Here is a 22,063-nt window from a genome sequence, read left to right as displayed (position 1 = left end):
GGAGTCGAGGCCATGACCGATGCCTTGCCCGTCATCGATCTCGCGCCGCTCGACGACGGCGAGAAGGGTCTCGCCGACGTGGCGGCGGCGATCGGCGCGGCCTGTCGCGACGTCGGCTTCTTCTACGCGGTCAACCACGGCGTGCCGCGCGCCTTGATCGACGACGCCTTCGCCCAGTCGCGCCGTTTCTTCGCCCTGCCGCTCGAAGCGAAGCAGACGATCGCGATGGATGTCGTCGGCGGCAACCGCGGCTATTCGGCGCTGATGCGCGAGGCGCTCGATCCGGCGCAAGGCCCGGACCGCAAGGAGGCGTTCAACGTCGGCCTCGATCTCGCGCCCGACGATCCCGACCTCGTCGCCGGCAAGCCGTTCCGGGCGCTGAACGCCTGGCCGGCGCTTCCCGGATTTCGCGCGACGACGCTCGGCTATTTCGACGCCTGCGCGGCGCTGGCGTTACGCATCCATCGCGCCTTCGCCCACGATCTCGGCCTGCCGCTCGACTTCTTCGCGAGCAAATTCAGGAAGCCGATGGCGACGCTGCGGCTGTTGCGCTACCCGGCCGCGGCCGAAGACGCGGCCGGCGCCGGCGAGCATACCGATTACGGCAACATCACCCTGCTCGCCACCGACGACGTCGGCGGCCTGCAGGCGCGCCGTCGCGACGGGCGCTGGATCGACGCCCCGCCGCGCCCCGGCGCCTTCGTCGTCAACATCGGCGACTGCCTGATGCGCTGGACCAACGACATCTATGTCTCGACGCCGCACCGGGTCGTCAACGCGAGCCCGCGCGAGCGCTTCTCGATCGCCTTCTTCTTCGACCCGGATCCGGAGGCCGAGGTGGCGGCGATTCCGTCCTGCGTCGGCCAGGGCGGGGCAAAATATCCGCCTATCCTCGCCGCCGACCACCTCAAGCTCCGACTCGACGGCAGCAGACCGATGGAGCCCACGGAGGGCTGACGTCCGGTCCGATCGCATCGAGCCGGGCGCGACCAAATGCCTCGGCGACCCTTCGGCGGGTCGAACACGCCCGGGCCGAGCCATTGCGTCGCATCGCATGCGGTCGACGGCGCAGTCGCCGAGACGGAACGTCCCGGCGGCGGCGGCGACGGGGGTCATGGTCGCGCTCCCTGATTCCTGCGCGGGCGAAACCCCGTGTGGTCAATGCGTTGTCGCAAGGATGGCGACCGATCGTAACCGCCAGGGGCTGTCTGCGAGGAGCCGGACCGGGCGCGCGCTGGGAGGGGCGGCGTCCCGCCGCCCGGGGCGTGAGAGGGGCGCCCTCCCGTTGCGCCGCGATCGCCGCTCGTCCGCCCGGCTTGGGAGATACGTCACTTTGTAACCGCCAAGCCTTGGCGCGCCTTGGGAATGACCGATCTGTGCAAAACCCGCGCAGATCGCCGGCCGGCCTCGGCAACAGTGCGTAATCCTCATGGCCAATGGACGTTCGCGCGCCAGGCCTGATAGTCGGCGCCGTGCGTCGCTTGGGCGCCGGGGAGGAAAAAATGGACGTAAAGCTTGGAAACCCTGCGCCGCTCGGGTTGTTCGCATTCGCGTCGACGACCTGGCTTCTCAGCATGGTCAATTCGGGTCTGGCCGATGAAAAGGGCATCACGATGGTCCTGGCCATGGCGCTGGTGTTCGGCGGCGCGGTGCAGGCGATCGCCGGAATCATCGCATTCGCGCGTGGAAACACGTTCCCGGGCGTCGCGTTCCTGGCCTACGGCGCGTTCTGGATATCGTTCGCGACCTACGCCAAGATTCTCGGCGGCGGCGCGCCGGCGTCGTTCGTCGGCTGGTGGCTGCTGGTCTGGGGCGTCTTCAGCTTCTACATGTGGATCGCGACGTTCCGCCACAACACGGCGCTGCAGCTGACGTTCCTGGCTCTGTGGATCACCTTCCTCTTGCTGGCGGGCGCAGACCTGCTCGGCATGCCCATTCTCCACACGGCGGGCGGCTACCTGGGGCTCGTGACCGCGGCGCTCGCGGCCTATCTGTCTGCGGCGGAAATCATCAACGGCGACTTCGGCCGGGAGGTTCTCCCGGTCGGCCCGTACGCCGCCTGACGACCGAGGGCGGAGGCCGGCAGTCGGCAGTCGGCAGTCGGCGATCCTCCTCTCCCCTTGCGGGAGAGGACAGGCCGCGAAGCGGCCACCCATGACCCGGGGGGAGGGTTCGCCCCGCCGAAAGCGGGCGTTCCGCGCCCTCGCCCCACCGCCTCAGGGCGTGCAACGCCGCGCGCCTTCGAGACGGCCTTCGCACGCGACAATTCCTTGCTCGCCTCGCCAGTACGTTCTATATTTGTTCCCAGAACGGAACCGAGGCCGCCCATGTCCGGACTGCGCCGCCCGCCCGCGCGCCCGTCATCGCGAGCGGAGCGAAGCGACCCAGGGGCCGCTGGGTTGCTGTTGCGCCCTCTGGATCGCCGCGTCGCCGCTCGGGCCCATGCGATGCCGCGAGCGACATCGCCCCGCCCGCCTCGGCAAAGGCGGGCGCCGCACACCGTCGTCATCGCGAGCGAAGCGTGGCGATTCAGGGGCCGCTGGGCTGCCGTTGCGCGCCGTGGATCGCCGCGTCGCCCTTCGGGCTCCTCGCGAGGACGGCGCAGAGCGGCGCCGCCGCGCCCGGGTCGGCGGTTGCAGTCGCCCGTAACTCCCAACCCCGTCATTGCGAGGAGCAAAGCGACGAAGCGATCCACGACGCAGTTTGCGTCCATTTTGCAAGGATTGCTCCGTCTTCTGCTCGCAACGAAGCTCGAGGGACCGCGTGGCGGTCCACGAGCCGCAACAGCAGCCCAGCGGCCCCTGGGTCGCTTCGCTTCGCTCGCGATGACGGCGTTCTTCGGCGTCCACCTTGGGAGATACAGTCGCCGTAACTCCTAAGCCGGTGGCCAACAGCGCCGTCATCGCGAGCGAAGCGAAGCGATCCAGGGCCGCTGGGCCGCTGTCGCGCCCTCTGGTCGTCCAGCCGCCCTTCCTTGCGAGCAATTTCTTCCGCAGGAGGCAAGCGGCGGCATGGGTTGCTTCGTCGCTTTGCTCCTCGCAATGACGGGGTTGGGAGTTACCAGTCGCCCGCAAATTCCGCCGTATCCCCTTGATAAGGTGGAATCTGCGCCCGGAATATCGAAGGTCGGCCGACTGCGCGGCGGCGTCGCTCTCCGACGTCAGGCGGCCCGTGGACCGCCGCGTCGTCCTGCGGCGCCTCGCGGCGACGGTGGAAAGCGTCGTCGCCCCGCCGCCCGCCTCGGCAAAGGCGGGCGCCGCGTCATCGCGAGCGAAGCGTGGCGATCCAGGGGCCGCCGGGCTGCCGCTGCGCGCCGTGGACCGCCGCGTCGCCCTCGGGCTCCCCGCGATGACGGCGCACGGCGCTCGGGGCTCACGCCGTCCAGTCGAGCACGATCTTGCCGCTGTCGCCGCGGCGCATGATCTCGAAGCCGTCGAGAAATTGCGCCGCCGGCAGACGATGGGTGATCACCTTGCGCACGGCGAGGCCGCTCTCCAGCATGGCGATCATCTTGTGCCAGGTCTCGAACATCTCGCGGCCATAGATCCCCTTGAGCGTCAGCTGCTTGAAGATCACCTTGTTCCAGTCGACCAGCGTCGGCGCGGCCGGCAGGCCGAGCAGCGCGACGCGGCCGCCGGTCACGACCGAGTCGAGCAGCTGGTCGAAGGCCGAAGGCGCGCCGCTCATCTCGAGCGCGACGTCGAAGCCCTCCGTCATGCCGAGCCGGGCCATCACCGCCTTGAGGTCCTCCCGCGAAACGTCGACGGGCAGGATGTCGGCGACCTCGGCCGCGAGCGCGAGGCGCTTGGGGTTGACGTCGGTGATCACCACGTGCCGGGCGCCGACATGGCGCGCCACCGCCCCGGCCATGATTCCGATCGGCCCGGCGCCGGTGATCAGCACGTCCTCGCCGACGAGGTCGTAGGCGAGCGCGGTATGGACCGCGTTGCCGAGCGGATCGAGGATGGCGCCGAGCTCGTCGTCGACGTCGTCGGGCAGCGGCACGATGTTGAACGCCGGAACCCGCGCGTATTCGGCGAACGCGCCGGGGATGTTGACCCCGATGCCGCGCGTTTCGGGATCGAGGTGATAGCGCCCGCCGCGCGCCGCCCGGCTCTGCATGCCGATCACGTGGCCCTCGCCCGAGACCCGCTGGCCGACCGCGAGGCGCTTGACGTTGGCGCCGACCTCGGCGATCTCGCCGGCGTATTCGTGGCCGATGGTCATCGGCGTCGGGATCGTCTTGCGCGCCCATTCGTCCCAGTTGAAGATGTGAATGTCGGTGCCGCAGATGCCGGTCTTGCGGATCCGGACCAGCACGTCGTCCGGCCCGATCTCCGGGATCGGCTGCTCGGCGAGCCACAGGCCGGGCTCAGGCTTCTCCTTGACGAGGGCGCGCATGGGGGTTCCGCCTGCTAGAGATCGAAGTTGGTGGGCATCATGACCACGTCGCGGATCGTCATGCCGCGCGGCCGGGTCAGCATGAACAGGATCACCTCGGCCACTTCGCTCGCCTCGAGCAGGCTGCCCTGCGCCTTGAGCTCCTGCAGCTTGTCCTGCGGCCAGTCGGCGAGCAGTCCGGTGATGACCGGGCCCGGCGAGATCGCCCCGACGCGGACGCCGTGCTTGAACACCTGCCGCCGGACGATCTGGACGAAGGCGTTGATCGCCCATTTCGACGACGCGTAGACCGGCTCCCACGGCGTCGGATAATGGGCGGCGAGCGAACTGGTCACGATGACGTCGCCGGTCTTGCGCGCGATCATGTGCGGCAGCACGTCGTGGACGTTCTTCATCACCACGTTGACGTTGAGGGTCAGCATCCGGTCGATCGCGGCGGCGTCGGCGTCGACGAGGTCGCCGCCGACATAGGTTCCGGCGTTGGCGTGGAAGACGTCGATCCGGCCGGCCGCCGAAAGCGCCCGCGGGACGAGCGAGGCGCAGTCCGCAGGGTCGAGGAGATCGACGACCAGCGGCACGACGGCGTCGCCGTGACGGGCGTGCAGGGCCTTCAGCGCGGCCTCGTCGCGGTCCGCCGTCACGACGCGGGCGCCGGCCGCGAGCATCGCCTCGGCGCTCGCCAGGCCGATGCCCGACGCCGCCCCCGTCACGACGGCGACCTTTCCGTCCAGCGCTTTCGTCATGGTTCTCTCCCGTGCCGGCCGGGTCGAAAGTGGATTCGATCGAGCGATTCAAATTTCATGACGACTGGTATCCGCCAGTCCCCGGGGCGAGAAGCCAGTCGGCCCCTCGTGCGGAGACATTCAGAGCAGGCAGACATCGCAGTTTCGTCCAGGGGAGAGTGGAGGGGTCGTATTCCAAGACCTGATATCTGCGCCCGCATGTGCGCCAGCTTCTGCACGGAGCGACGTTGGGAAGCTTGTCCCAAGGCAGGGCCGCACGACGGCGAAGCTCGGAAATCGCTTCCTCAAGAGTCGCATACTCGCCCCCGATCAAGTCGCCATGAATTTCGTCCTCGATGACGAAAACGGTCGACACGAGAACCCCCTGTCATGCCTGTCGCCCGGCCGAAGCCGCGGTCCCCTCGGTCACCCCCAGACGCCGCCCCGCGTCGGCGAAGGCCGACACCGCGAAATCCACGTCCGCTTCCGTCAGCGCCGCCGACATCTGGGTGCGGATGCGGGCCTGCCCCTTGGGAACGACGGGGAAGACAAAGCCCGCGACATAGATTCCGCGCTCGTCGAGCGCGCGGGAAAGATCCTGCGCGAGGCGCGCGTCGCCGAGCATGACGGGGATGATCGGCGTCACCCCCGGCAGGGTCTTGAACCCGGCCGCTTCGACCCCGGCCCGGAAGCGCTTCGTGAGGTCCTGAAGCCGGGCGCGGCGGTCGTCGGCGGCGATCGCGATCTCGAGCGCCTTCAGCGCCCCGGCGGCGACCGGGGGCGCGAGCGAGTTCGAGAAGAGATAGGGCCGCGCGCGCTGCCGCAGCAGGTCGACGATCGGCTGCGGCGCGGCGACGAACCCGCCCATGCCGCCGCCGAGCGTCTTGCCGAACGTGCCGGTGACGATGGCGACCCGGTCGCCGGCGCCGGTCAGGGCCGGCGTGCCGCGGCCCTTCTCGCCCAGGTGCCCGGTCGCGTGGCAGTCGTCGACCAGCACGAGCGCGCCGTGGCGGTCGGCGAGGGCGCAGATGTCGGGAAGCTTCGCCAGGTAACCGTCCATCGAGAACACGCCGTCGGTGGCGATCAGCTTGAACCGCGCGCCGTCCGCCGCAGCCTGTTTCAGGCAGTCCTCGAGGCCGTTCATGTCGGAATTGGCGTAGCGGTAGCGCTTCGCCTTCGACAGGCGCACGCCGTCGATGATCGAGGCGTGGTTGAGGCTGTCGGAAATGATCGCGTCCTCTTCGCCGAGCAAGGGTTCGAACACGCCGCCGTTGGCGTCGAAGCAGGCGGCGAAGACGATGGCGTCGTCCTTGCCCAGATGCGTCGCGATCGCCCGTTCGAGGTCGCGATGCAGCGTCTGCGCGCCGCAGATGAAGCGCACCGAGGCCATGCCGAATCCGAAAGCCTGCATTGCGTCGCGCGCTGCGGCGATCACCTGCGGGTCATCGGCCAGGCCGAGGTAGTTGTTGGCGCAGAGGTTCAGCATCTCCCGCTCGCCGGCCTCCGCGGCGACGCGGATACGCCCGCCCTGGGGCCCGGCGAGGAGCCGTTCGCGCTTCATCAGACCGGCGGCCTCGATCTCGTCGAGCGTAGCGCGGATGTGGCGGAGGAACGCGTCGGTCATGGGCGCCTCAAAAGACGGTCGGACGCGACATTAGCAACGAAGCCGGCCCCATCAAGGCGGCCCGCCTCCGCCCCAGTCGATCAGCCCTTCGCCACGATGCAGCGCATCGGCTTCCGGCGTCAACCGCCCGTCCGTCTGGTGCAGCACGAGCGCCGGCGCAATGCGAAGCGGCGCTTTCGAGCCCTTGACGCCCGAGACGAGGAGCCGGTGCGCCGAGGCCCCGGCGCGCGGATGGACCGGCAGAAGCGCGAGCGCCCCCAGCCGGTTGCCGGCCGCCGCGAGGATCGCCGCGAGAGCGTCGGGCCGGTGGATCATGACGAACCGCCCGCCGGGCGCGAGCACGGAGAGACAGGCCCGGATCCAGCCCGCGAGCGGCTCGGCGCCGGCGTCGGCGCCGAACACATGGGCGCGCGCGCGGCCGGGATCGGCGGACGCCCGGACGGCGCCAGGGGCGAAAAACGGCGGATTGGTGACGACCAGGGCGGCGGCCTCGTCGGCGACCCCGGCCGTGCGCCGCGCCCGGGCGTCGAAGACGTCGACCCGGGCGACCATCGCTCGGGCTCCGAGCCCGTTGCGGGCCGCGTTTTCCGTAGCCAGTCCTGCCGATCGGGCGTCGACCTCGATCAGGTCCGCGACGCCGCGGGCGCTGCGCGCCAGGATCGCGAGGCCGACCGCCCCGACGCCGGCGCCGACGTCGACCAGACGGCCTTCGGCGAGATCGGCCGCGGCGGCGAGAAGCGCCGCGTCCGAACCGACGCGATGGCCTTTCAGCGGCTGCGCCAGGACCAGGCGTCCGCCGAGCCAGGCGCCCACGGACACGCCGTTCGGCTCTTGTTCGCCGAGCATCCCCGGCGCCGGGTCAGACATCGCGCAGTTCGTCCGCGAGTCCCGCCTCGGTCAGGAGCCGCCGCGCCCGCACCGCGTCGTCCTTGTCCACGAGGATGCGGCGCGGAAGGAAGCCGAGCGATCCCTCGACCGCGGCCATGTGCTGATCTGCGACGAAACAGTCGAAGCCCGCCGCCCGCAAGAGCGATTCCACGGCCGAGATCAGGACGAGATCATTGGTTCGGAGGATTTCGATCAAGGCAACCCCCGGAAGGCGCACTTGCCGCGCGGATTATGCGTCTTTATGGTCGTCTCCCGACTGGTGGCAAGGGATAGCGTGTCGTGGGTGTCGTGGTTCCGCTCGAAGAAAAGCCGGTCGATCGCCTGATTGCGCCGCTGGTCAAGCTCGTCGCCGGCGACATGACGCGGGTGAACCAGACGATCCTGTCCCGCACGGGCTCGGAGGTCACGATGATCCCCGAGGTCGCCAACCATCTGATTTCCTCGGGCGGCAAGCGCCTTCGGCCGATTCTGACGCTCGCGACCGCCGGATTGTGCGGCTACGAGGGCGGCGGGCACGTCAAGCTCGCGGCGGCGGTGGAGTTCATGCACACCGCGACGCTTCTGCACGACGACGTGGTCGACGACAGCGAGATGCGCCGCGGCAAGGCGGCCGCCCGGATGCTGTGGGGCAACGAGGCGAGCGTGCTGGTGGGCGACTTCCTGCTCGGACAGGCGTTCAAGATGATGGTCGAGGTCGGGTCGATGCAATGCCTCGACGTCCTGTCTTCCGCCGCGGTCATCATCGCGGAGGGCGAGGTGATGCAACTCTCCGCCGCCAAGGACACCGAAACCACCGAGGACGCCTATCTCGCCGTGATCCGCGCCAAGACCGCGGCGCTGTTCGCCGCCGCCTGCGAGGTCGGCCCGATCCTGGCCGGGCGGAGCAAGGCCGAAATCGCCGCCTGCCGGGCCTACGGCGCCAATCTCGGCGTCGCCTTCCAGTTGATTGACGACGCGCTCGACTACGGCGGGTCGTCGGCCAAGCTCGGCAAGAACGTCGGCGACGATTTTCGCGAGGGCAAGATCACCCTGCCGATCGTGCTGTCGTTCCGGCGCGGCTCGCAGGCCGAGCGCGAGTTCTGGCGCCGCACGCTGGAGAAGGGCGAGATCGGGGAGGGCGATCTCGAATTCGCGCTGGCGACGATGAAGAAGCACCGGGCGCTCGAGGATACGATCGAGCGCGCCCGCCACTACGGCGCGATGTCGGTCGACGCGCTGGAACTGTTTCCCGCCTCGCCCTGGAAGCAGGCGCTGCGCGACGCGGTCGAGTTCGCCATCGGCCGCGCCCACTGAGGCCTATTGCGGACAGGCGTCCGGCTGTCCGTCGAGGCCTTGCGCCTTCTTTTCAAAGGCGGCGCTTTTCTGGTCGCGGTCGATCGTGACAATGTAGACGCTGTCGAAGTCGCTCCTGTCCCATTTGGGAACGACGTCAGGGTCGCCGCCGAAATCCCTGACCAGCTGGCGGGCCGCCTCTTCCGCCATCCGGTGCTCCCACGCGACGAGGACGAGCGCGTCGCGGTACGCGTCCTTCTCGAGGGCTTTCGTCAGCCCGGCGATGTCGTCGTGGCCGTGCTGCGTATCGACCGGCATGCCGAGCGCGATCGCGGTCGGCGCGATGGTGACGAGCGGCCGGATGTAGTCGTACATGACGCCGTGATCGTTTTCCTGGACCGACGGGTTGGGGGCGAAGATGGCCGCCGGCTTGCCATACTCGGGCGCCGGGAACAGCGCCGCGAGCGTCGCCGGCAGTTTCAGCGCGCGATTGAGGCCCCGGCAGTCGATCTGCCCGAGCCCCAGGGCCGGCTTCTCCCCGTGGCGCAGGAAGACGACGGTCTCCTTCGCCTGCGCGGGGGCGAGGCCCAGCGCCGCCGCCAGGGCGAGACCCGCCAGGAGCGCCGCCGCGGGCCGGCGCACGCATGTTTGCGCCCGCAGGAATTCAACGGCGTGGCTGGTGAAAGTTGCAAGGTTCGGCGCGGACCGGCCAAGTCCCGAAGCGGTTCGGCGGCTCTCGCCCGGCATTCTGGCCGACCTCGACACCGGTATCGTGTTCGACCCCGGTTCGTCGGCGGGCGAAGGAGTCCCCGGTTGGCGGAGGCGAGGCGAGAGCGAAGCGAGGCGCATCGAATGTCCGGTTTGGGTCCTGAACGAACAACATACGTTATTGCTTCTGTTTTGTACAAGGGCCGGCGTGCGGAATATCTGCAACGCGAATCCTGAGCGCGACCGTCTCCGTCTCTGGCGCGCCGAAGCGGCGATCGACTCGCAACGCCGTCCGGCACGCGTCGCCGTTATTTTGAGGAGCTCAAGACGAAATACGGGTTCTCGAGACCGACGGAATTCGTAGGGTTCAGACGGAGCTTTCGATCCGTCGCCGACCTGCGACAAGAAGCCTCTGCCTTCCGATGTCTGGAGTTTTTTCGACCGGCAGGGTTCGCGCTCAGCGCCCTCCTTCGGGCGTCCGACGAGGTCGAGTGCATCGCCGTCAGCCGCGCCGGGATCGCCGATCAGGTCTCCCGCATCATGACGAAGCCTGGCCGCCGACATAAGTGCGCCGGTAGCGCCGGCCGAGGCTCGTCAGCAGGCGATAGCCGATCGTGCCGCTTCGCGCGGCGAAATCGTCGATCTCGATCCCGGCGCCGAACAGCTCCGCCCGGTCGCCCGGCCGGACCGCCGCCTCGGGGACGTCGGTCACGTCGGCGATGACGAGGTCCATCGACACTCGTCCGACCAGCGGGCAGCGCCGCCCGGCGAGCAGAACCTCGGCGCCCGGCTGCTCGTCGGTCGCGCCGGCCGCCCGCGGCAGGCCGTCCGCGTAACCGGCGAGGAGGGTCGCGAGCCGGGTTCTGCGCTTCGCCGTCCAGCGGGCGTTGTAGCCGCACGGCACGCCGGCCTCGATCCAGCGGGTCTGCTGCACCGCGACCGTGAGCGTGGCGACCGGCCGCATCGGGTTCGGACGCCCCGGCGTCGGGTTGCCGCCGTAGAGGGCGTAGCCCGGCCGGGCGAGGTCGTGGATCGGGCGCTGCGGCAGAAAGATCGCGGACGAATTGGCGAAGGAAGCGCGAAGGTGCGGAAACGCCGCCCGCGCCGCCGCGAACCGCGCGATCTGGATCGCGTTCAGCGGATCGTCGGGGATTTCCGACGACACGAAATGGCTCATGAGCAGGTCGGCGCCGCTCGCGGCGCCGTCGCGCTCCATCGCGATTGTCAGCGCCGCGAGCGAATCGAAGCCGAGCCGGCGCATGCCGGTGTCGAGATGGAGCGCGCAAGGCGACGGCCGCCCGCGCCGCGCCGCGAAGGCCGTCCATCGCGAAAATTCCTCGGGGCTGCCGATCGCGGGCTTCAAGCGATGCGCGCCGTAGTCGGCCGGATCGGCGTCCCCCTCGAGCCCGTTCAGGACGTAAATCTCCGCTTCCTCCGGCAGGAGGTTGCGCGCAAGGACGCCTTCGCCGAGGTGAGCGACGAAGAACGCGCGCGCGCCGGCGGCCCAAAACGCAGCGACCGCCCGTTCGAGGCCGATCCCGTAAGCGTCGGCCTTGACCACGGCGGCGCACCGGGCGGGCGCCACGCGGCGCGCGAGCGTCGAATAATTGTCGGCGAGGGCGGCGAGATCGATGGTCAGGCGGCCCGGCGCGCTGTCGAGGGGGGCGGTCACCGGAGCGGCTTCTCCATCACTGCGACCGTCGGCCTGTCGAATCCGGCGTGCGCCTCGACGCTGACGCGGACGAAACCGAATCGCCTGAACAGCGCCTCGTTTTCCGGAAGCGCGAGCCGCACCCGGAGTCGCAGGCGCTCGACGGCTTGCGCGCGCGCAGCCTTTTCGCAGGCGACGAGGAGTTTTCGACTCAGTGTGCGCCCGCGATAGTCCGGCAAAGCGCAGACGCGCCCGATCATGACCGCGTCGCCGTCGGGCTGCCAGAGCGCGACGGCGACGAGCCGGGCGTCGTCGAAGACGCCGAACCCGCCGCCCGCGGCGATCCTGGCGGCGATCGCCGCCGCCGTCTCGCGCAGGGCCGACGACGGCGGTTCGGTCGCACGGGGCTGCGCGGCGAAGGCGGTTCGAACGACGGCCGCGGCGGCCTCCGCGTCCGCAATCGACAAGGGTCGCAGAGCAAGGGCGTCGCCTTCGGGGCGCAGGCGTTCGGAGGGGGAAGCGATATCGGTCATGATCGCCCCGCCCTACACCTCGACGATCCGCCGCGGCAAGGCCGGGCCCTCGCGGGACGGTCGGAACCCGCCGCTCGGGATGAAATCGTCCGCCGTGGGCGCGGCGCGATGGGCGACGACCCCTCTACGCCTGGTCCTGGCGCGGCGGCAAAGTCGAAGCGGGCGGCGACAGAGGCCGGGACATCGGATAGCCCGAGTTCATCCCGAATTTCCTGACCGGCGCGCTGACCTCCCGATAGCCCCGCGCGAGATAGAACGCTCGCGCCGTTTCCGTGCTGATCAGCGTGCAGCGCGTCGCGCCGCGCTCGGCGGCGCGGGCTTCCAAAGCGGCGAGCAAAGCCCGGCTCGCGCCGCGAAACCGGAAATCGGGGGACACATAGTCGAGAAGAACCTCGCCGGCGTCGGTGACGGCCCCGACCGCAGCGATCGCGCCCCGATCGACTGCGACAAGGTAGGACACGTCGATCCGCTTCATCCAGCCTGCGATCGCCTCCGGCGTCTTGTTGCTCAGCCACGCCGCGAGGAGGGCCGGTTCGTCGCCATGGTCGACCGCGCAGAGCTCGACGATCGAGCGGCGAAGAACCGCGCAGATATCCGCGGCGTCTGGCGCCGCTGCGTCGCGAATGATCATCCGCGCATTCAGCTTCAGGACGCGGCGCGAGGCAAGCCGCGTCCTCCATGGACGAATCTTAATGTCCCCCGACCGGCGGGTTCATCCGCCCGCCTCGCTTTCGCCGCGGTCGCTGGCCATTCGCCATGGCGCGCGGTAAAGCGCGGAAGGCGAGCGGAGTGGAACTCATGGCGGGGGTCATCACGCGGAGGGCGGCGCTGAAGGCGGCGGGGGCGGGCGCCCTCGCCACGGTCCTTCCCCGCCCGCTCGCGGCGCTTGCCGATGATTCGGTCGAGACCTGGGGCCTGTCGTCGTTCGGCGACCTCGCCCTGCCGGCTGACTTCCCGCATTTTTCCTACGTCAACCCACAGGCGCCGACCGGCGGGCTCCTGTCGCTTCAGACCACCGGCACGAGCGGCAACCAGACCTTCGACACCTTCGACACGCTCAACATCTACAGCTGGAAGGGCAACGGCGCGGCCGGCATGGGCGCGACCTTCGACACGTTGATGACGGCCAACGGCGACGAGCCCGATTCGGTCTACGGCCTCCTCGCCCAGTCGGTGCGCGTCTCCGGCGACAAGCTCGACTATCGCTTCCGCCTGCGCCCCGAGGCGAAATTCTTCGACGGCTCCCGCGTCACGGCGGCCGACGTCGCCTTTTCCCTCACCATTCTGAAGGACAAGGGCCATCCGATCTACGCCCAGCTTCTCAGGGAGGTCGAATCCGCCGCTCCGGAGGGGGACGACGTGGTTCACGTCCGCTTCGTCAAGGACAGAAGCCGCGACGCGCACCTGATCGTCGTCGGCATGCCGATCTTTTCGGCGGCCTGGTGGAAAGGACGCGACTTCACCGCCGCGACCCTCGACGCCCCGCTCGGCTCCGGCCCCTACCTTGTGAAAACCTTCGAGCAGGGCCGGTTCATCGAATACCAGCGCCGGCCCGATTATTGGGGCGCGAAGCTGCCGGTGAACCTCGGGCAGAACAATTTCGACCGGGTGCGGTTCGAGTATTACCGCGAGCGGCAGGTCGCCTTCGAGGCGTTCAAGGGCGGCGCGATCAACTACCACGAGGAATACACCTCGCGCTTCTGGGCCACGTCCTACGACTTCCCCGCCGTCAAGGACGGGCGGGTGAAGAAGGAGACGCTGCACGACGGCGCGCCGTCGCGCACGCAAGGGTGGTATCTCAACACCCGCCGCGAGCAGTTCAAGGACCCGCGGGTGCGCGAGGCGATCGGGCTCGCCTTCGACTTCACCTGGACCAACAAGAACATCATGTATTCCGCCTACAAGCGGGTGGTGTCGTTCTTCCCGAATACGCCGATGGAGGCGAAGGGCCTGCCGGGCGCCGACGAACGGAAGCTGCTCGATCCGTTTCGCGACAGGCTGCCGGCCTCGGTGTTCGGCGAGCCCTATACGCCCCCCGAAAGCGACGGCTCGGGCTTCGACCGCGCCCTGCTCAAGCAGGCCTACGAGCTTCTGATCGCCGCCGGATGCCAGCGCGACGGCAATGTGCTGAAACTGCCCGGCGGCAAGCCGCTGACCATCGAGTTCCTCGATTTTTCGAGCGCCCTCCAGCCGCACACCCTGCCGTTCATCCAGAATCTCGGCCGCCTCGGCATCCAGGCCAACATCCGGGTCGTCGACGCGACGCAATACAAGGCCCGCACCGACGCCTTCGACTTCGACGTGGTCACCGCGGCCAACGGCGGTTCCTCCACCCCCGGGTCGGAGCTCAAGGTCGCCTTCACCTCCGAGGCGGCGGCGCGGCAGGGCTCGCGCAACCTCGCCGGCGTCTCCGATCCGGTGGTCGACGCGCTCGTCGAAACGATCGCCGACGCGAAATCGCGCGAGGCGCTGAATACCGCCTGCCGCGCGCTCGACCGCGTGCTCAGGGCGGGCCATTATTGGGTGCCGATGTGGTATCGCGACACCGCCTGGATCGCCTACTGGGACGCCTTCGCGCGGCCCGAGCGGCAGCCGAAGCTCGGCGTCGGCGCGCCCGGGACGTGGTGGTGGGATGCGGAGAAGGCGAAGGCGATCGGGCTGTGAGGGCGATGCGGCAGTCGGCAGTCGGCACTAGGCAGCGGGAGACGTCCGGGCGGCGCCGATTGCCGATTGCCGACGGCCGATTGCCGACTGCCGTTCTTGCGCCGGCTGCCTGACCGATGCTCGCCTACGTCGTCCGCCGCCTCCTGTTGATGATCCCGACGATCCTCGGGATCATGGCGGTCTCGTTCGCCATCGTGCAGTTCGTTCCGGGCGGGCCGGTCGAGCGGGCGATCGCGCAGCTTCAGGGCGCCGACCAGAGTTCGACCGCGGGCTTCGGCGGCGGGGGCGGGCAGATCGGCGCGGGCGGATCGCAGGCGGCCGGCGACATCGCCTCGCGCTACCGCGGTTCGCAGGGACTCGATCCAAAATTCATCAAGGAACTCGAGAAGCAGTACGGTTTCGACAAGCCGGCGCTCGATCGCTTCCTCATCCTGGTGCGCGACTACGCGACCTTCAATTTCGGCAAGAGCTATTATCGCGACACGCCCGTCTTGATGCTGATCGCGGAAAAGCTGCCGGTGTCGATCTCGCTCGGCCTCTGGATGACGCTCCTGTCCTACGCGATCTCGATCCCGCTCGGCATCCGCAAGGCGGTCAAGGACGGCACGCGCTTCGACACCGCGACGTCCGCAATCGTCATCTTCGGCTACGCGATCCCGAATTTCCTGTTCGCGGTGCTCTTGATCGTGCTCTTCTGCGGCGGCTCGTTCTGGCAGATCTTTCCGCTGCGCGGCCTGACCTCGGACAATTTCGCCGACCTCGATCTCGCCCACAAGGTCCTCGATTACCTGTGGCACATCACGCTGCCGGTGACAGCGCTCGTGCTCGGCTCGTTCGCCACCACGACGCTGCTCACGAAAAATTCGTTCCTCGACGAGATCAAGAAGAACTACGTCCAGACGGCGCGCATGAAAGGGTTGTCCGAGCGCAGCGTGCTCTACGGCCACGTCTTCCGCAACGCGATGCTGATCGTGATCGCCGGCTTTCCCGGAGCCTTCCTCGCTGCCTTCTTCACCGGCTCGCTGCTGATCGAGCAGGTGTTCTCGCTCGACGGGCTCGGCTATCTCTCCTACGATTCGCTGATCCAGCGCGACTATCCCGTCGTGCTCGCCAACCTCTACATCTTCGCCCTCCTGGGCCTGGTGGTGAACCTGATCTCCGACCTCACCTATACCTGGATCGATCCGCGTATCGATTTCGAGACGCGGGAGGTCTAGAGGGTGGAGCCCCGCGACGGCCCTTCGTCCTCTCCAGGCCCGTCCGTCGAGCCGTCGTCGCTCGACGCTCTTCGTTCCGGCGAAGGCGAATCGCTTCTGCCCTTCACGGAGGAAGGCGGCCGGCTCGAAGACAAGGCGCTGGCGCTCGGGCGCGACCCGGCGGTCGGGCCCGGCGCAGACCGCCGATGGCTGAACCTCTCGCCGATGAACCGCCGGCGGCTCGACAATTTCCGCCGCAACCGGCGCGGGGCGTGGTCGCTTCTCATCTTCCTCGTCCTGTTCGTCGCCTCGCTCGGCGCCGAGTTCCTCGCCAACGACAGGCCGCTGGTCGCCTCCTACAAGGGCCAGCTTCTCTTCCCCGTCTTCGTCAATTATCCCGAGGACATGTTCGGCGGCTTCCAGGCGCAGACCGACTATCGCGATCCGTTCGTCGCCGACGAGATCAAGGCGCACGGCTGGATGATCTGGCCGCCGGTCCGGTTCGCCAATTCGACCACCATCCTCAATCCGGCGACGCCGCTGCCGACCCCGCCGACATGGGCGCTCACCGACGCGCAATGCCGCGCCGCGCTGGGGAAGCAGAATTTTCCCGACGCCGAAACAGTCCCCAGGCCCTGCTCCAGGCTCGAGCCGCTGTGGCTGGGCTCCGACCAGGACGGGCACGACATCGTCGCCCGGCTGCTCTACGGCTTCCGCATCTCGGTGCTGTTCGGGCTGATTCTCGCCGGCGTGTCGTCGGTGATCGGCGTGTTCGCCGGCGCGGTGCAAGGCTATTTCGGCGGCCTGCTCGACCTCGTCATGCAGCGGGTGATCGAGATCTGGTCGTCGCTGCCGCACCTCTACATCCTCATCATCCTGTCGGCGATCCTGGCGCCCAGTTTCGTCGTGCTGCTGGTGATCCTGCTCTTGTTCTCGTGGGTGAGCCTCGTCCATGTCGTGCGCGCCGAGTTCCTGCGCGCGCGCAATTTCGAGTACGTCAACGCCGCCCGGGCGCTCGGGCTGTCGAACGCCAAGATCATCGTCAAGCACGTGCTGCCGAACGCGATGGTGGCGACGCTGACGTTCTTGCCGTTCATCATCAATTCGTCGATCTCGACGCTGACCTCGCTCGACTTCCTCGGGCTCGGCATGCCGCCGGGTTCGCCCTCGCTCGGCGAGCTTCTCCTGCAGGGCAAGTCCAACCTCGCGGCGCCCTGGATCGGCGTCTCCGCTTTTGTTGTCATCGCGGCGCTGCTGTCGCTGCTGATCTTCATCGGCGAAGCCGTGCGCGACGCCTTCGACCCGCGAAAGACCTTTTCGTGACCGCCGGTCCGAACCATCCCCTCGCGCCGCGGCGCGGGCGACGCTCGAGGTCGCTGTGCGCGGCCCGGGGACCAGGGGGCCAGCCATGAAGGCCGACCCGCCGCTGATCGACGTCCGCGACCTCTCGATCGCCTTCGCGCAAGGCGCCGCGCGTAAAACTGTGGTCGACCGGGTTTCGTTCCGGCTCGAGAAGGGGAAGGCCTTGGCGCTGGTCGGCGAATCGGGCTCGGGCAAGACGGTGACGGCGCAGGCGATCGTCCGGCTGCTGCCGCAGCCGGCGGCCAGCTATCCGACCGGCGAGATCCTGTTTCGCGGCCGCGACGTCCTCAAAATGCCGGACGCCGAATTGCGGGAGATGCGCGGCCGAAACGTCACCATGGTGTTCCAGGAGCCGATGACCTCGCTCAATCCGCTGCACACGATCGAGGGGCAGATCGGCGAGATCATCGCGCTCCACGAAGGACGTGCGGCGGCGACGCGGGAGCGCATCGTCGAGTTGCTGACCGAGGTCGGCATCATCGATCCCCAAGAGCGGCTCGGCGCCTACCCGCATCAGCTTTCCGGCGGGCAGCGCCAGCGCGTGATGATCGCCATGGCGCTCGCCAACCGCCCCGACCTCCTGATCGCCGACGAGCCGACCACCGCCCTCGACGTCACCGTTCAGGCCCAGATCCTGAAGCTGCTGAAGGACTTGCAGCTGAAGATGGGCATGGCGATGCTGTTCATCACCCACGACCTCGGCGTCGTGCGCCGGATCGCCGACGAGGTGATCGTGATGCAGAACGGCCGGATCGTCGAGCAGGGGCGCACCACCGCGGTGTTCGCCGACCCGCAGCACCCCTACACCAAAGCCTTGCTCGCGGCCGAGCCGAAGGGCGAGCCGCCGCCGGCCGACAGGAGCGCCCGGACGATCGCGAGCGCCGAAGGCGTAAAAGTCTGGTTCCCGATCCGCCGCGGCCTGTTCCGCCGCACGGTCGGGCACGTGAAGGCGGTCGACGGCGTCAGCCTCGCGGTGCGCGAGGGGCAGACGGTCGGGGTCGTGGGCGAATCCGGCTCCGGCAAGACCACGCTCGGCCTCGCGATCCTGCGCCTGATCCGCTCGGAAGGCGCAATCGCCTATTGCGGACGGCCGATCGAAAAGCTGACCGCCCGGGAGATGCGCCCGCTCCGACGCGACATGCAGGTGGTGTTCCAGGACCCGTTCGGCTCGCTGTCGCCCCGCATGTCGGTGGCGGAGATCGTCGAGGAGGGGCTGATCGCGCAGGGGACCAAGCTCAACGCCGCCGAGCGGCGCCGGGTCGCCGAGCAGGCGCTCGGCGACACCGGCCTCGATTCGTCCACCCTCGACCGCTACCCGCACGAGTTTTCCGGCGGCCAGCGCCAGCGCATCGCCATCGCCCGCGCCATGGCGCTCGACCCGAAATTCGTCGTGCTGGACGAGCCGACCTCGGCGCTCGACATGACGATCCAGGCCCAGATCGTCGACCTGCTCCGGGATTTGCAGAAGCGGCGCAAACTCGCCTATCTGTTCATCTCGCACGATCTCAGGGTCGTGCGCGCTCTGGCGAGCGAGATCATCGTGATGCGGCGCGGAAAAGTGGTGGAGAGCGGCGAGGCGCGGGCGATCTTCGCCGCCCCGCAGAGCGACTACACCCGCGCCCTGTTCGCCGCCGCTTTCTCCAACGAGGCGACGTTTTCCGGCGTCGTCAGCCAGTGAGGCGAATCATGGGCCGCGCGATTCTCGTCGTTCTCGACTCGGTCGGCTGCGGCGGCGCGGAGGACGCCGCGGCTTATGGCGACGAGGGGGCGGACACGCTCGGGCACATCGCCGAAGCCTGCGCGCTGGGCCTCGGCAACCGCGACGGCGTGCGGCGCGGGCCGCTCGCCGTTCCCAACCTCGCAGGCCTCGGCCTCGCCCACGCCATGCAGGCCTCGACCGGCCGCGCCCCGCCCGGCTTCGACCTCGACGCCGCCCCGCGCGGCCAGTGGGGCTACGGGATCGAGACCTCGCGCGGCAAGGACACGCCCTCGGGCCACTGGGAGATCGCCGGCACGCCGGTCGAGTTCGACTGGGGCTATTTTCCCGACACGGTTCCCGCCTTTCCGCCGGCGCTGACCGATGCGCTGATCGCCGAAGGCCGCCTGCCCGGCGTTCTCGGCAACATGCGCGCCTCGGGCACCGTGATCATCGAGGAATTCGGCGAGGAGCATGTCCGCACCGGCAAGCCGATCTGCTACACCTCGGCCGACTCGGTGTTCCAGATCGCCGCGCACGAGGAGGCGTTCGGGCTCGAGCGGCTTCTGGACCTCTGCCGCATCGCGCGAAAACTGTGCGACCCGCTGAACGTCGGCCGGGTGATCGCGCGGCCGTTCGTCGGGGCGGACGCGAGCAACTTCGTTCGCACCCCGCACCGCAAGGATTTCGCCGTGCCCCCGCCCGACGGAAACCTGCTGCAGCGCGCAGCGAAGGCGGGGCGCGCGACGGTGTCGATCGGCAAGATCGGCGACATTTTCGCCCATCGCGACACCGGGCGCGAGATCAAGGGCAAGAACAACGACGGCAACGTCGATCTGCTGATCGAAGCGCTGAAGGACACGCCCGACGGCGGGTTGATTTTTGTGAACCTCGTCGATTTCGACACGGAATGGGGCCATCGCCGCGACGTGCCCGGCTTCGCCGCCTGCCTCGAGGCGTTCGACCGGCGCCTGCCGGACATCGAGCGCGCGATGCGCCCCAGCGACGCCTGCCTCATCACCGCCGACCACGGCAACGACCCGACCTACAAGGGCTTTGACCACACGCGGGAGCACGTGCCGATCCTGGCGTTCGGCGCCGGCGCGCCGGCCGGCCCAATTGGCGGGCGGAAAAGCCTCGCCGACATCGCCGAGACGTTGGGGGCAAAGCTCGGCCTGCCGACGGGGCGGTACGGGAAGGCGTGGGCGGCATGAGCTTCTCGCTCCACCCGCGCCTGTCGCAGGATGCGGACTTCGTCGGCGACCTGCCGCTCTGCCGCGTCCTGCTGATGAACGACGCGCGCTGGCCGTGGCTGATCCTCGTGCCGCGGGTCGCCAACGCCGTGGAGCTGAGCGATCTCGACGCCGCCGCCCGCGCGCTTCTGATCGAGGAGGTTTCGCAGGCCGGAGACTGGCTCGTGGCCCACGCGGGCGCGGAAAAAATCAACGTCGGCGCGCTCGGCAACATCGTGCGGCAGTTGCATGTCCACGTGGTCGCGCGCCATGCCGGCGACCCGGCCTGGCCGGGCCCGGTCTGGGGCTTTGGCGCGGCCGTCGGCTATGGCGAGGCCGAGTTCACGGCCATGGTCGCGGCGGCGCGCCGCGGGCTCGGGCTGTAGGCCGGGCAGGGCGGTTCACCCCAGGCTCGGCAGATCGAGCCCCTTTTCCTTCGCGCAGCGAATCGCGTCCTCATACCCCGCGTCGGCGTGGCGCATGACGCCGGTGGCGGGATCGTTCCAGAGCACGCGGCCGACGCGCCGTGCGGCTTCGGGCGTGCCGTCGGCGACGACCACCATGCCGGCATGTTGGGAAAAGCCCATGCCGACGCCGCCGCCGTGATGCAGCGACACCCAGGTCGCGCCCGAGGCGCAGTTCAGGAGCGCGTTCAGGAGCGGCCAGTCGGAGACGGCGTCGGAGCCGTCCTGCATCGCTTCCGTCTCGCGGTTGGGCGAGGCGACCGAGCCCGAGTCGAGGTGATCGCGCCCGATCACGATCGGCGCCTTCACCTCTCCGCTCGCGACCATGGCGTTGAAGGCGAGGCCGAGGCGGTGGCGGTCGCCGAGGCCCACCCAGCAGATGCGCGCCGGCAGCCCCTGGAACTTTATCCGCGCCCGCGCCATGTCGAGCCAATTGTGCAGGTGCGGGTCGTCGGGGATCAGTTCCTTCACCTTCGCGTCGGTGCGAACAATGTCCTCGGGGTCGCCGGACAGCGCCGCCCAGCGGAACGGCCCGATCCCGCGGCAGAACAGCGGGCGGATGTAGGCCGGCACGAAACCCGGGAAGTCGAACGCGTCCGCGACCCCCTCCTCCAGCGCCATCTGTCGGATGTTGTTGCCGTAGTCGACGGTCGGAACGCCGGCGTGGCAAAAGTCGAGCATCGCGCGCACGTGGTCGGCCATCGAGGCGCGCGCCGCGCGTTCGACCGCCTTGGGGTCGGAGACGCGGCGCTCCTCCCACTCGGCGAGCGTCCAGCCCTTGGGCAGATAGCCGTTGAGCGGATCGTGCGCCGACGTCTGGTCGGTGACGATGTCCGGCCGGACGCCGCGCCGCACAAGTTCGGGCAGCACCTCGGCCGCGTTGCCGATGAGGCCGACCGAGACCGGCTTGCGGTCCTTGACCGAGCGGTCGATGATCGCGAGCGCCTCGTCGAGCGTCTGGGCGGCGACGTCGAGATAGCCGGTGCGCAGGCGGAACTCGATGCTCGACGGCCGGCATTCGACCGCCAGCATCGAGGCGCCCGCGAACGTGGCCGACAGCGGCTGCGCGCCGCCCATGCCGCCGAGGCCCGCCGTCAAAATCCAGCGGCCCGCGAGCGTGCCGCCGTAGTGGCGCCGGCCCATCTCGACGAAGGTCTCGTAGGTGCCCTGCACGATGCCCTGCGAGCCGATGTAGATCCACGAGCCCGCGGTCATCTGCCCGTACATCATCAGGCCCTTGCGATCGAGCTCGTGGAAATGGTCCCAGGTCGCCCAGCGCGGCACGAGATTGGAGTTGGCGATCAGCACGCGTGGGGCGTCAGCGTGGGTCGTGAACACGCCGACGGGTTTTCCGGATTGCACCAGCAGCGTCTGGTCGCCCTCGAGGCGGCGCAGCGTCTCGACGATTCTGTCAAAAGCGTTCCAGTCGCGCGCCGCGCGGCCGATGCCGCCATAGACCACCAGCTCGCCCGGCCGCTCGGCGACGTCGGGATCGAGATTGTTCATCAGCATCCGCAACGGGGCTTCGGTGAGCCAGCTCTTCGCGGAGCGCTCGGTCCCGTGGGGGGCGCGCACGACGCGCATGTTGTCGAGGCGGGCGTGGGTCATGGCGGGTCCTTTCGGGGGCGCGAGCAGAGGACAGGCGGGAAC

General features: G+C 69.1%; 19 protein-coding genes. 9 read left to right on the top strand and 10 right to left on the bottom strand.

What is annotated here, in order from left to right; all coding sequences use genetic code 11:
• Positions 1–12: 12 nt before the first annotated feature.
• Together DFR50_RS16090 and DFR50_RS16085 are read left to right on the top strand one after the other, a co-directional pair.
• The gene (locus tag DFR50_RS16090; protein ID WP_113890291.1) at positions 13–957 is read left to right on the top strand and encodes an isopenicillin N synthase family dioxygenase; all 945 of its coding nucleotides are present in this window, start codon (positions 13–15) and stop codon (positions 955–957) included.
• A gap of 545 nt (positions 958–1,502) precedes the next feature.
• A complete protein-coding gene (locus DFR50_RS16085) occupies positions 1,503–2,063 on the top strand; it encodes an acetate uptake transporter (protein WP_113890290.1) in 561 nt (186 codons plus the stop codon).
• 1,309 nt (positions 2,064–3,372) lie between these two features.
• On the opposite strand, the gene tdh is transcribed toward DFR50_RS16085, so the two are convergent.
• The 5 genes from tdh to DFR50_RS16060 form a co-directional block, all read right to left on the bottom strand.
• Positions 3,373–4,401, bottom strand: coding sequence for an L-threonine 3-dehydrogenase (gene tdh / locus DFR50_RS16080; protein ID WP_113890289.1), 1,029 nt, complete (start codon positions 4,399–4,401; stop codon positions 3,373–3,375).
• A 14-nt stretch (positions 4,402–4,415) separates the two neighbouring features.
• Complete coding sequence (locus DFR50_RS16075) at positions 4,416–5,144, bottom strand: SDR family oxidoreductase (RefSeq protein ID WP_113890288.1); 729 nt, start codon at positions 5,142–5,144, stop codon at positions 4,416–4,418.
• A gap of 367 nt (positions 5,145–5,511) precedes the next feature.
• Complete coding sequence (locus tag DFR50_RS16070) at positions 5,512–6,747, bottom strand: glycine C-acetyltransferase (protein ID WP_113890287.1); 1,236 nt, start codon at positions 6,745–6,747, stop codon at positions 5,512–5,514.
• A gap of 51 nt (positions 6,748–6,798) precedes the next feature.
• Positions 6,799–7,614: a tRNA1(Val) (adenine(37)-N6)-methyltransferase gene (locus tag DFR50_RS16065; RefSeq protein ID WP_113890286.1), complete on the bottom strand. Its 816-nt coding sequence runs from the start codon at positions 7,612–7,614 to the stop codon at positions 6,799–6,801.
• Positions 7,607–7,831 carry a putative signal transducing protein gene (locus DFR50_RS16060; protein ID WP_113890343.1) on the bottom strand — a complete coding sequence of 75 codons (225 nt, stop codon included), beginning with the start codon at positions 7,829–7,831 and terminating at the stop codon, positions 7,607–7,609. The genes DFR50_RS16065 and DFR50_RS16060 overlap by 8 nt, the downstream gene beginning before the upstream one ends.
• Before the next feature lie 83 nt (positions 7,832–7,914).
• On the opposite strand from DFR50_RS16060, the gene DFR50_RS16055 reads away from it, so the two are divergent.
• Positions 7,915–8,928, top strand: coding sequence for a polyprenyl synthetase family protein (locus tag DFR50_RS16055; RefSeq protein ID WP_245427831.1), 1,014 nt, complete (start codon positions 7,915–7,917; stop codon positions 8,926–8,928).
• Between the two features lie 3 nt (positions 8,929–8,931).
• Here the strand turns inward: DFR50_RS16055 and DFR50_RS16050 are convergent, their stop codons facing one another.
• From DFR50_RS16050 to DFR50_RS16035, 4 genes are all read right to left on the bottom strand, one after another.
• Positions 8,932–9,549: a hypothetical protein gene (locus DFR50_RS16050; RefSeq protein ID WP_113890285.1), complete on the bottom strand. Its 618-nt coding sequence runs from the start codon at positions 9,547–9,549 to the stop codon at positions 8,932–8,934.
• 604 nt (positions 9,550–10,153) lie between these two features.
• On the bottom strand, positions 10,154–11,287 hold the full coding sequence (gene alr / locus DFR50_RS16045) for an alanine racemase (RefSeq protein ID WP_113890284.1): 1,134 nt from the start codon (positions 11,285–11,287) through the stop codon (positions 10,154–10,156).
• Positions 11,284–11,799 carry a GNAT family N-acetyltransferase gene (locus tag DFR50_RS16040; RefSeq protein WP_113890283.1) on the bottom strand — a complete coding sequence of 172 codons (516 nt, stop codon included), beginning with the start codon at positions 11,797–11,799 and terminating at the stop codon, positions 11,284–11,286. Before DFR50_RS16040 ends, alr begins: the two co-directional genes overlap by 4 nt.
• Positions 11,800–11,923: 124 nt before the next feature.
• Complete coding sequence (locus DFR50_RS16035; protein WP_113890282.1) at positions 11,924–12,430, bottom strand: GNAT family N-acetyltransferase; 507 nt, start codon at positions 12,428–12,430, stop codon at positions 11,924–11,926.
• 167 nt (positions 12,431–12,597) lie between these two features.
• Between DFR50_RS16035 and DFR50_RS16030 the strand changes: the two genes are divergently transcribed.
• The 6 genes from DFR50_RS16030 (at position 12,598) to DFR50_RS16005 (ending at position 20,335) form a co-directional block, all read left to right on the top strand.
• Positions 12,598–14,463 carry an extracellular solute-binding protein gene (locus DFR50_RS16030; RefSeq protein WP_113890281.1) on the top strand — a complete coding sequence of 622 codons (1,866 nt, stop codon included), beginning with the start codon at positions 12,598–12,600 and terminating at the stop codon, positions 14,461–14,463.
• A 116-nt stretch (positions 14,464–14,579) separates the two neighbouring features.
• On the top strand, positions 14,580–15,680 hold the full coding sequence (locus tag DFR50_RS16025) for a microcin C ABC transporter permease YejB (RefSeq protein WP_113890280.1): 1,101 nt from the start codon (positions 14,580–14,582) through the stop codon (positions 15,678–15,680).
• A 138-nt stretch (positions 15,681–15,818) separates the two neighbouring features.
• Positions 15,819–16,982 carry an ABC transporter permease gene (locus DFR50_RS16020; protein ID WP_245427848.1) on the top strand — a complete coding sequence of 388 codons (1,164 nt, stop codon included), beginning with the start codon at positions 15,819–15,821 and terminating at the stop codon, positions 16,980–16,982.
• An 85-nt stretch (positions 16,983–17,067) separates the two neighbouring features.
• The gene (locus DFR50_RS16015) at positions 17,068–18,699 is read left to right on the top strand and encodes an ABC transporter ATP-binding protein (RefSeq protein ID WP_113890279.1); all 1,632 of its coding nucleotides are present in this window, start codon (positions 17,068–17,070) and stop codon (positions 18,697–18,699) included.
• A gap of 8 nt (positions 18,700–18,707) precedes the next feature.
• Positions 18,708–19,931, top strand: a complete 1,224-nt coding sequence (locus tag DFR50_RS16010) for a phosphopentomutase (RefSeq protein ID WP_113890278.1) — start codon at positions 18,708–18,710, stop codon at positions 19,929–19,931.
• Positions 19,928–20,335: an HIT domain-containing protein gene (locus tag DFR50_RS16005; protein ID WP_210208926.1), complete on the top strand. Its 408-nt coding sequence runs from the start codon at positions 19,928–19,930 to the stop codon at positions 20,333–20,335. The genes DFR50_RS16010 and DFR50_RS16005 overlap by 4 nt, the downstream gene beginning before the upstream one ends.
• Before the next feature lie 15 nt (positions 20,336–20,350).
• Here DFR50_RS16005 and hutU read toward each other — a convergent pair whose 3' ends face one another.
• The gene (gene hutU / locus DFR50_RS16000) at positions 20,351–22,021 is read right to left on the bottom strand and encodes a urocanate hydratase (RefSeq protein ID WP_113890276.1); all 1,671 of its coding nucleotides are present in this window, start codon (positions 22,019–22,021) and stop codon (positions 20,351–20,353) included.
• Between the last annotated feature and the right edge of the window lie 42 nt (positions 22,022–22,063).

This window comes from Roseiarcus fermentans, from assembly GCF_003315135.1.
Classification (GTDB): domain Bacteria; phylum Pseudomonadota; class Alphaproteobacteria; order Rhizobiales; family Beijerinckiaceae; genus Roseiarcus; species Roseiarcus fermentans.
This window is presented reverse-complemented; position numbering and strand designations above follow the sequence as displayed.

Excerpts from the sequence above, each read along its gene's own strand:
- DFR50_RS16090 (WP_113890291.1), top strand. The coding sequence starts at position 13 with ATGACCGATGCCTTGCCCGTCATCGATCTCGCGCCGCTCGACGACGGC.
- DFR50_RS16085 (WP_113890290.1), top strand. The coding sequence starts at position 1,503 with ATGGACGTAAAGCTTGGAAACCCTGCGCCGCTCGGGTTGTTCGCATTC.
- tdh (WP_113890289.1), bottom strand. The coding sequence starts at position 4,401 with ATGCGCGCCCTCGTCAAGGAGAAGCCTGAGCCCGGCCTGTGGCTCGCC.
- DFR50_RS16075 (WP_113890288.1), bottom strand. The coding sequence starts at position 5,144 with ATGACGAAAGCGCTGGACGGAAAGGTCGCCGTCGTGACGGGGGCGGCG.
- DFR50_RS16070 (WP_113890287.1), bottom strand. The coding sequence starts at position 6,747 with ATGACCGACGCGTTCCTCCGCCACATCCGCGCTACGCTCGACGAGATC.
- DFR50_RS16065 (WP_113890286.1), bottom strand. The coding sequence starts at position 7,614 with ATGTCTGACCCGGCGCCGGGGATGCTCGGCGAACAAGAGCCGAACGGC.
- DFR50_RS16040 (WP_113890283.1), bottom strand. The coding sequence starts at position 11,799 with ATGACCGATATCGCTTCCCCCTCCGAACGCCTGCGCCCCGAAGGCGAC.
- DFR50_RS16035 (WP_113890282.1), bottom strand. The coding sequence starts at position 12,430 with ATGATCATTCGCGACGCAGCGGCGCCAGACGCCGCGGATATCTGCGCG.
- DFR50_RS16030 (WP_113890281.1), top strand. The coding sequence starts at position 12,598 with ATGGCGGGGGTCATCACGCGGAGGGCGGCGCTGAAGGCGGCGGGGGCG.
- DFR50_RS16025 (WP_113890280.1), top strand. The coding sequence starts at position 14,580 with ATGCTCGCCTACGTCGTCCGCCGCCTCCTGTTGATGATCCCGACGATC.
- DFR50_RS16015 (WP_113890279.1), top strand. The coding sequence starts at position 17,068 with ATGAAGGCCGACCCGCCGCTGATCGACGTCCGCGACCTCTCGATCGCC.
- DFR50_RS16010 (WP_113890278.1), top strand. The coding sequence starts at position 18,708 with ATGGGCCGCGCGATTCTCGTCGTTCTCGACTCGGTCGGCTGCGGCGGC.
- DFR50_RS16005 (WP_210208926.1), top strand. The coding sequence starts at position 19,928 with ATGAGCTTCTCGCTCCACCCGCGCCTGTCGCAGGATGCGGACTTCGTC.
- hutU (WP_113890276.1), bottom strand. The coding sequence starts at position 22,021 with ATGACCCACGCCCGCCTCGACAACATGCGCGTCGTGCGCGCCCCCCAC.